Source organism: Pseudovibrio sp. POLY-S9, assembly GCF_001431305.1.
Lineage (GTDB): Bacteria > Pseudomonadota > Alphaproteobacteria > Rhizobiales > Stappiaceae > Pseudovibrio.
Map to the genome: position 1 here is coordinate 745 of NZ_LCWX01000224.1, position 7,341 is coordinate 8,085.

Annotated in this window: 5 protein-coding genes and 1 pseudogene; 5 read left to right on the forward strand and 1 reads right to left on the reverse strand. The window is 53.1% G+C overall.

Features of this window, described 5'->3' with window-relative positions; all coding sequences use genetic code 11:
• The 3 genes from PPL9_RS22605 to PPL9_RS22615 all read left to right on the forward strand — a co-directional run.
• Positions 1–1,154, forward strand: a 1,154-nt coding sequence (locus tag PPL9_RS22605; protein ID WP_152986797.1) for a Tn3 family transposase, incomplete at its 5' end; no start/stop codon positions are given.
• 84 nt (positions 1,155–1,238) lie between these two features.
• Complete coding sequence (locus tag PPL9_RS22610; protein ID WP_057464842.1) at positions 1,239–1,826, forward strand: tyrosine-type recombinase/integrase; 588 nt, start codon at positions 1,239–1,241, stop codon at positions 1,824–1,826.
• A 16-nt stretch (positions 1,827–1,842) separates the two neighbouring features.
• On the forward strand, positions 1,843–3,252 hold the full coding sequence (locus PPL9_RS22615; protein ID WP_152986798.1) for a hypothetical protein: 1,410 nt from the start codon (positions 1,843–1,845) through the stop codon (positions 3,250–3,252).
• Between the two features lie 87 nt (positions 3,253–3,339).
• Here PPL9_RS22615 and PPL9_RS22620 read toward each other — a convergent pair whose 3' ends face one another.
• Positions 3,340–4,170: a DUF4158 domain-containing protein gene (locus tag PPL9_RS22620; RefSeq protein WP_057464845.1), complete on the reverse strand. Its 831-nt coding sequence runs from the start codon at positions 4,168–4,170 to the stop codon at positions 3,340–3,342.
• A gap of 175 nt (positions 4,171–4,345) precedes the next feature.
• On the opposite strand from PPL9_RS22620, the pseudogene PPL9_RS31545 reads away from it, so the two are divergent.
• Together PPL9_RS31545 and PPL9_RS22625 are read left to right on the forward strand one after the other, a co-directional pair.
• Positions 4,346–4,521 (forward strand): annotated as a pseudogene (locus PPL9_RS31545) (IS6 family transposase); the annotation flags it as partial.
• 349 nt (positions 4,522–4,870) lie between these two features.
• On the forward strand, positions 4,871–7,192 hold the full coding sequence (locus tag PPL9_RS22625) for a patatin-like phospholipase family protein (RefSeq protein WP_057464846.1): 2,322 nt from the start codon (positions 4,871–4,873) through the stop codon (positions 7,190–7,192).
• The last annotated feature ends 149 nt before the right edge of the window (positions 7,193–7,341 follow it).

The following is a 7,341-nucleotide window of genomic DNA, read 5'->3' on the forward strand; positions in this document are numbered from 1 at the left end:
AGGTGCTGGCCCCCAATGTCCGTGATCGGCGCCTGTTGCTTTGTCTTTACGGTCTTGGCACTAACGCTGGTCTGAAGCGGATTGCAGGAGGTATTGCGGATGTCAGCTATGAGGAATTGCTGCGTGTACGCCGCAATTATATTCACCCTGCTGCTTTAAGGGCGGCCTGTGCCCGTGTGGCAGACGCCACTTTGGTAATCCGCAATCCGGCCATCTGGGGCGAAGCCGGCACTGCTTGCGCTGCTGATTCCACCAAGTTTGGAGCGTGGGATCGCAATCTTATGACAGAATGGCATGCCCGGTACGGTGGCCGCGGCGTGATGATCTACTGGCATGTGGAACGGCAGGCCACCTGTGTCTACTCTCAATTGAAGCGCTGTTCCTCTTCTGAAGTTGCTGCTATGATCGAAGGCGTGTTGCGTCATTGCACTGACATGGAGATCCAGCGCCAATATGTTGACAGCCATGGGCAAAGCGTTGTCGGCTTTGCATTCTGCCATCTGCTGGGGTTCGAGCTCGCCCCGCGCCTGAAGGCAATCAGCCGGCAGAAACTTGCACTGCCCTCAAATGCAATGCGCGGTGAACTTGGCAATCTACTGCCAATCCTCTCCAGCGCTATCAATTGGGAGGAGATTGCCCGCCAATACGACGAGATGGTTAAGTATGCTGCTGCCATGCAGCACAGAACCGCAGATCCGGAAGCCATTTTACGCCGCTTTGCACGCTCCGAAGTCATGCACCCCACTTATAAGGCGCTGACTGAACTTGGCCGAGCTATCAAGACAATCTTCTTGTGCCGTTACTTACGCTCAGAAAATTATCGCCGGGAAATCAACGAAGGGCTCAATGTGGTTGAGAACTGGAACAGCGCAAATGGCTTTGTGTTCTTCGGTAAGGGCGGGGAGATAGCCAGCAACCGAGTTGAGGATCAGGAGGTCTCGGCCTTGTCTTTGCATTTACTGCAAGCCTCACTGGTTTACGTCAATACCTGTATGGTGCAGTCAGTGCTCTCTGACCCTGTTTGGGCAGACCGTCTAGCTGCTGAAGACTACCGAGGCCTGACGCCGCTGATTTATAGTCACATCAACCCCTATGGTCGATTTGAGGTTGATATGGAACAGCGAATTGATTTTGAAGGTCGGCAAGCGGCATAGAACTCTTTACAAAAGACGTATTTTGTAAAGAGTATGGGAAAATCAGGTGAGGCAAACCAATGTGATAGCGAAGAGTGATGCGCTATGTCCAAACGGCGAAATGTAAAGAGTAATGCGGCTACAACGGTCGATGCCGGTGAGCGGGGTAAAGATTATCTCAGCGAAGCTGAAATCGACCGGCTGTTGCGGGCTGCCAAATCCGGACGTCATGGCATCCGCAACCATGCCCTATTGCTCATGATATATCGCCACGGCCTGCGCGTGTCCGAACTGATATCTCTGCGCAATGAAAATGTCGACCTGGCGCAAGCCCGTCTTTGGGTGCCGCGGCTCAAGAACGGACTGAGTGTGGAACAACCCATTGCCGGTGACGAATTGCGGGCCATCCGTCGCTGGCTGTCGTGGCGAGAAGATCATCTTCCCTGGCTGTTCATATCCGAGCGCAAGACGTCCTTGACCCGGCAAGCCGTGAATTACATTGTGACGACAACCGCACAAGCGGCGGGGCTTGGTCATGTCCACCCGCATATGCTGCGCCATTCCTGCGGGTTTGCGCTGGCCAATCGGGGTTATGATTTACGCTTGATCCAGGATTATCTGGGCCATCGTGACCCGCGGCACACAGCCCATTACACCCGCACAGCTGCGAGCCGGTTTGATGGGCTCTGGTAACAAGCGAGACAGAATTATGAATATTCCCAAAACCGTTTTTGAAAGTCTGGTCAAATGGATGGCTAAAGGTCCGTGGCCAGAACATTTGCAGGAAGTCTTACATGAACACTTCCACGCCTATTGCGACCTTTACAATATTGATGAATTTGACGAGCTGGCAGATCAAATCGGACCCCACTGGTTTAATAGTCTCTGGGCAGCTGCCTTTGAGGACTTTCTCAGCCGAGATACCGAGGACGGGAATGTTATTGAGACCTACCTTAAGCGCCGGGGCTGGCGGGAAACCCCAATGACCAAAGCTTTTATGCAAAGTATGCGCACTTCTGCCATGAGCCTTTATGAGGTCAGCGATATTCTACCGGGAGAATCCTTCCTGGCCCGTGATTTGCTGAGAGGCGGTGAGCCAATCCGGGTTGAGGAAAAGACGGCAACACAGACTCTCGCCCCTTGGCAACATATCGCCACACGGCTTGTCACAGTTCGAGACCAAAGTATCATTGCCGGTTGCTTGCTGCCTTTTGGGCCTGAAATATCCGCTAACCTGGTTGAAGCGTTCCATGAGCTGGCAGAAAACGCGGAAATGGGCGTTGAGGAGATGTTTGACCACACTGGTGAGCCAGCTGATGATCAAAAAATCCAGGATACTGCCCACAAGGTCGCTCTCAGTATGATGGCACCAGTTATCTCAGAGATCTTCCTGCTTGACGTACTTTCCGGGAGTGCTGCCGGTGACATACCGCAGCTCTATAACAGTGATGACGAGGAAATCGAGTTCTGCGTTCTGCATTATCCAATCACAAAAGGGGTCACGCAGACACAGATACAGGCCATCTTGGCGGAAGCCGGCGATATGGAACCGGCGACACAAAAGTTTTGGAATTGGTTTGAAACGGTCAAACCAGCGGGGAAAAAGCGCCGCAATCCCACCAACGGAAAACAACTCCAGTCCCAGCTCACGGATGGCAGAACTGTCTTAGGAAGCCTCGAGTTCAAAGGGAGAAAACTGGAGGCACAAGTCAACTCAGTTGAGCGGGCCAGCCGCCTGAAAGCCAGATTGCAGGAACTGTTGGGCGACATGGTTCGCGAACCGCTCACTGAGCGCATGACGGTGGAGCAGGCTCTGGCCGACCACCAGTGCGATACCGGTGCACATGATCCGTTGAATCTCAGCCCACAGGAAGAGGCTGAAATCCATAAAGCCTTTATGGATCAGCACTACCGAGAAACTCTCGATCAGCCGATCCCCATGCTTGACGATAAAACACCCAGACAAGCCGCCAGAACCAAGAAAGGCAAAGACAAAGTTGCTGCCTGGATCAAGTATCTTGAGAGGCAAACGACTAGTGGATCCAACAAGGATCTCGGAGAACCCTATGACTTCCTTTGGATGTGGGAAGAACTCGGGGTTGCAGATTTAAGGAAGTAAACCTGATTGATCTGTGCAAGCTGCAAGGCAATCAGGCATGAAAAAGCATGACCACTGTTATACTCCGGCCAATGTTCATGGTGCGTTCTATATTTTGGCCACTATCGGAGCTATGTATTCATTAGGCCATCTACGTGAAATTAGATAGATGGCCAACAAACCCAGTCGCTTATCCCGGCTATGCCGTCGCATCTCAGAGGCGGTTTCACCCTCGACACGGCGGGTCAGCACTTTGATCCATGATAGATCAATGCTTGAAATCGAGACTAACGGCAAAGTAAGTTTCTGAATAAAAGCGAGCCGATTTGCCCCATCTAATACGTTGTCCAATGTTGCTGCTCCAACATCATCTTTCAAACGCTGAAATCCATGATCACCACGTGGATTGGCAAGGCAGGTCTCTAATGCCGCCACTGTCTCGTCAGTCAATGAATTTGTGATGTTCTTGAGGATATCATCAGTAAACGTCTTTCGCGCAGTGCGAATAAAGCGAGTTAAAATCCCCTCGGCGGGAGGAAGTAAACGCCGTTCCTGAAACCAATAGAAACTTTGCTCAAGCATATCGCCCATAGTCCCACCATTCGGGCAAAGTACATCACGCAACCAAACTTCAAGTTCAGCGCGATGACCTGCCTGAGTTCGGGTTAGACCAAGATACCTTGCTATCTCCAATCGATAGCGGCGGGCAGTCCGATCTGAATATGACCGGTGGGGATGAACAGGCTGCATATCGAGTTGGGAAGCAACATATTCAACCGTCTCTTCATCGAGACCAGTCCAATCCTCGATAAATCTGCCTGCGTTTCGAACGCTGCAAATCTGGAAGGCTGCTTCAAGACAAACCGACAGAGACAATGATGACAGAAACTCTAGGTCCTGGAAGGACAGGCTCCAGTCGCGCGCAGCTATATGATCCATCAACCCAACCTCAAATTATTGCATGAAAGCAAATAGCTACGGGTTTATGATTCCAGCGCAAGGCACCTCATTCACAAATATTTTGATTTTGGCCACTTTCGTAGTTTCGGGCCAGTTGGGCCATAAAGGGCGAAGGCGCCTTTATGCAACAACGCCCCTTGCAGGTTAAATACCTGATAATATCATTGAGCAAGATCACCGCTTCATCAAGAGGCTGACCAAACCACTAAGGCCTTTCATTCAACTCAAGCGACAGTTGCTGGTATCGAGACCGCTCATCTGATCAGGAAAGGCCAACTGGATCAGCAGGTGGTTCCAGCCTACCGTCAGTTCGTGGCGCTCGCAGGATAGTTGCGCCTGCACCCAAGGTGAATTGTAAGAAAACTACAAGTTTGCGACAAAGCCATATTGAGTTGTTGAACTTCGTTGACGCAGTATCTGCTCGCATCTACGGTAAGTTTAGTGTTGTGGCGCGGCGCAAGTGGCCAACCCAACCGTTTGCGGGGTACCCGTTTGGTCTGCCCGCTCTGGCGGGTTCAATGAGGTTCACGTTACGCTGCCGTAGCGTAACTGCTCTGTTATTCCCAACCCGAGGGTATCCATACAAGACCCTAATTGCACGATTAAAGGTAACGCAAAGAACATTTACGACATCTAAGGCATTGCTATAGTCAGCTCACCATTACTTTAATAGGTTCATATGAAACAGTTTATTATCGTGATTGAGGATGGTTTCGCGGCGTCCGTCAATGGGATCGGTATCGTCTTCCTCGGCAAGGTGATCAGCGGCGAAGCCGCGGTCACTGACAGGGTCGATTTCTACGATGCCCTACCGTTTGAGGCCGCGGCAGACGCCAAACCCGACCTGATCTTTCAATCAATGATCACCCGGTTGGCCAAGGACCGCCAGGAAGTAGACCGAGCGCAAGAAGGCGACACCATTGAAATTACAATTCGGGCCATCGACAAGGGCATTATTAGAAAGGGCTGTCAGATTGTCAGCAACGGCCAAGCTCCACTGCGTGGGTCGCTTTTGGAACCACCCCGGCCGGCCCCGATCAGCAGGCTTGCGTTTCATTGGCGGCCAGATCCACGCAGGACGTTCGGCATCGGCCTGCAAGGCGGCGGGCTGAAAGGTGCATTTGGCGTCGGTGCCATGCGGTTCCTCGCGGAACTGGATCTGGAAAAATCCAAGCACCTCAAGGTGATTGGCAGCGCATCTACCGGGTCCATCACCTCGCGAATCCTGATGCTGGACCGTGGCATGCCCGGTGTCGACGATGCGGTTCGCGAATACACGGATCTGCAGAACGTGAATGACATGCTGAAACTGCGGCCAGAGGTACGAAAAGCCAGCCGTGAATCCCATATTGCAGGCCGCGTCATTAATGCCGCGTTGACCGGAGAGGTCGGCACGCTCGACCCAAAGAAGATGGTCATGGACGAACTGGTAACGACTGGTTCCATGTTGCCAGCGCTTTGGGGCGGCTTTGGGGCGGCAAGCGGCCTGGCAATTCTTGCGGTGGTCACCAGCCTTGGGCCTATCGGCATTATTGGCGGGCTGATCATTGGCGCCATCGCGGGTGGGGTCTTGGGTGCTGGGGCAGGTGTCAGACAAGAGCTTGAGCAAGATCTCGAAGTTCTAGAGAAGCTGATGAACCTAACGGGCAGCATCGCCGTGCTCGATCCTGTTGAAACGCGATTGAAGGCTTTGGCGGGCGACCACGATACGCGCCGTGCGGGCATCAAGTGGCGGATTTCCGTCAATTGTCTTGAAACCGGCGTGACCGCCTACATCACCGAACAGGGCCGCCTGCTTTATCCGGACCGCGACGGGGTGCACGACATGTACCACCCGCGCGAATTTCTGGACTGTAAAATCGTGTCCATTGATGTGTCTGATAACGTCAACGACAGCTTTCCCGATCTGATGATCAAGGCCGCGCTGACATCCGGGTCATTTCCCGGCGTTTTCGAGCCACGCCTGATCACCTTTAGCCATGACAAGTTTGGGGGCACGCGGTCGCTATGGTTCAACGATGGCGGAATCCGTGAAAACCTGCCTTTGCAATCCATGGTCGATGCGGGCGCCGATCAGATCGTGGCGATCTACTGCGCACCGATCGAACCCGCTCCGACACCGTTCGACGACGACCTGTCAACGCCCACCTCTGGCAAACCCATGCCGAAATGGACCGATGTCGCTGGGCGCGCCGTTGCGCTGACATTCGCTGAAATCACCCGGACGGATGTGGCATTCGGCCGCCGCCTGAATGCCGGGCAATCCCATCTGAACGACCCTATTGGCGTTGGTCGTGCAACAGGGGTGGATGTTATAGATATCGCCCCGCGCGTGCCCACGCTGGGCCTGACCGAGGTCAACCCCCGCAAGATCGAGGCAACCATCGTTTACGGTTATATGTGCGCCTACGATGAGCTGTGGATCGCCAACCGCAAGACCACGGCAACCGAACGGTCGAAGTTGCGCGAAAACACAGATCAGATTTACAAGAACCTGGTGCTCGCGGCGGACTACTCGATCATGACATTGACCAGCGCGGTCTATCGCAATCCTGATGCAAGCGGAAAGATGTGGAACACGTTGCCCGGCTGGAACGAAGATGGCAGCGCCCGCAGAATTCACCGTATCAATTTCCAACGCCACGCATTGCGGGTCTATTCCAAGGCAAAGCACGAGTTCCTGCGCGCGCTGGTGCGGCGCCATGCGCAATTTGGTGACCTGTCGCTGCCGCTGCATACCAAGAACGCGCCAAAGTGTTTCAACCGTTCCTACTTTACCGATTGGTCGGTCCTGCAATATGGCGCGCTAACCACGATGGTTGTTTTCCAGAAATTCGGAGGCAGTATTGGTAGTGCCTTGCAGAATCAACCATTCCTTGAAAGGCAGCACGTGCGCACGGACAACCACCAGAAACATGACCCCGAGGTCGATACCATGGCCTCATGGGAGCACCGCAAAGACCTGAAGGATCAGCTAGAGGATGTCGAATTTCTGAGGTAATACCTCGACCGGTATGAATCTGGCGGTGTCATACCGAAGGAGAGCACTCAAAGGCTCTCCTTCCATTATGTAGGGTCTTTAACCCTTGTTTCATAAGGGATATAGTGAGCTATCAATAACTGGAATGTCGCGGTTTTTATGAGCCAAAT

Bases quoted from the DNA above. Each gene is read 5' to 3' on its own strand.
- PPL9_RS22610 (WP_057464842.1), top strand. From the start codon at position 1,239: ATGTCCAAACGGCGAAATGTAAAGAGTAATGCGGCTACAACGGTCGAT.
- PPL9_RS22615 (WP_152986798.1), top strand. From the start codon at position 1,843: ATGAATATTCCCAAAACCGTTTTTGAAAGTCTGGTCAAATGGATGGCT.
- PPL9_RS22620 (WP_057464845.1), bottom strand. From the start codon at position 4,170: ATGGATCATATAGCTGCGCGCGACTGGAGCCTGTCCTTCCAGGACCTA.
- PPL9_RS22625 (WP_057464846.1), top strand. From the start codon at position 4,871: ATGAAACAGTTTATTATCGTGATTGAGGATGGTTTCGCGGCGTCCGTC.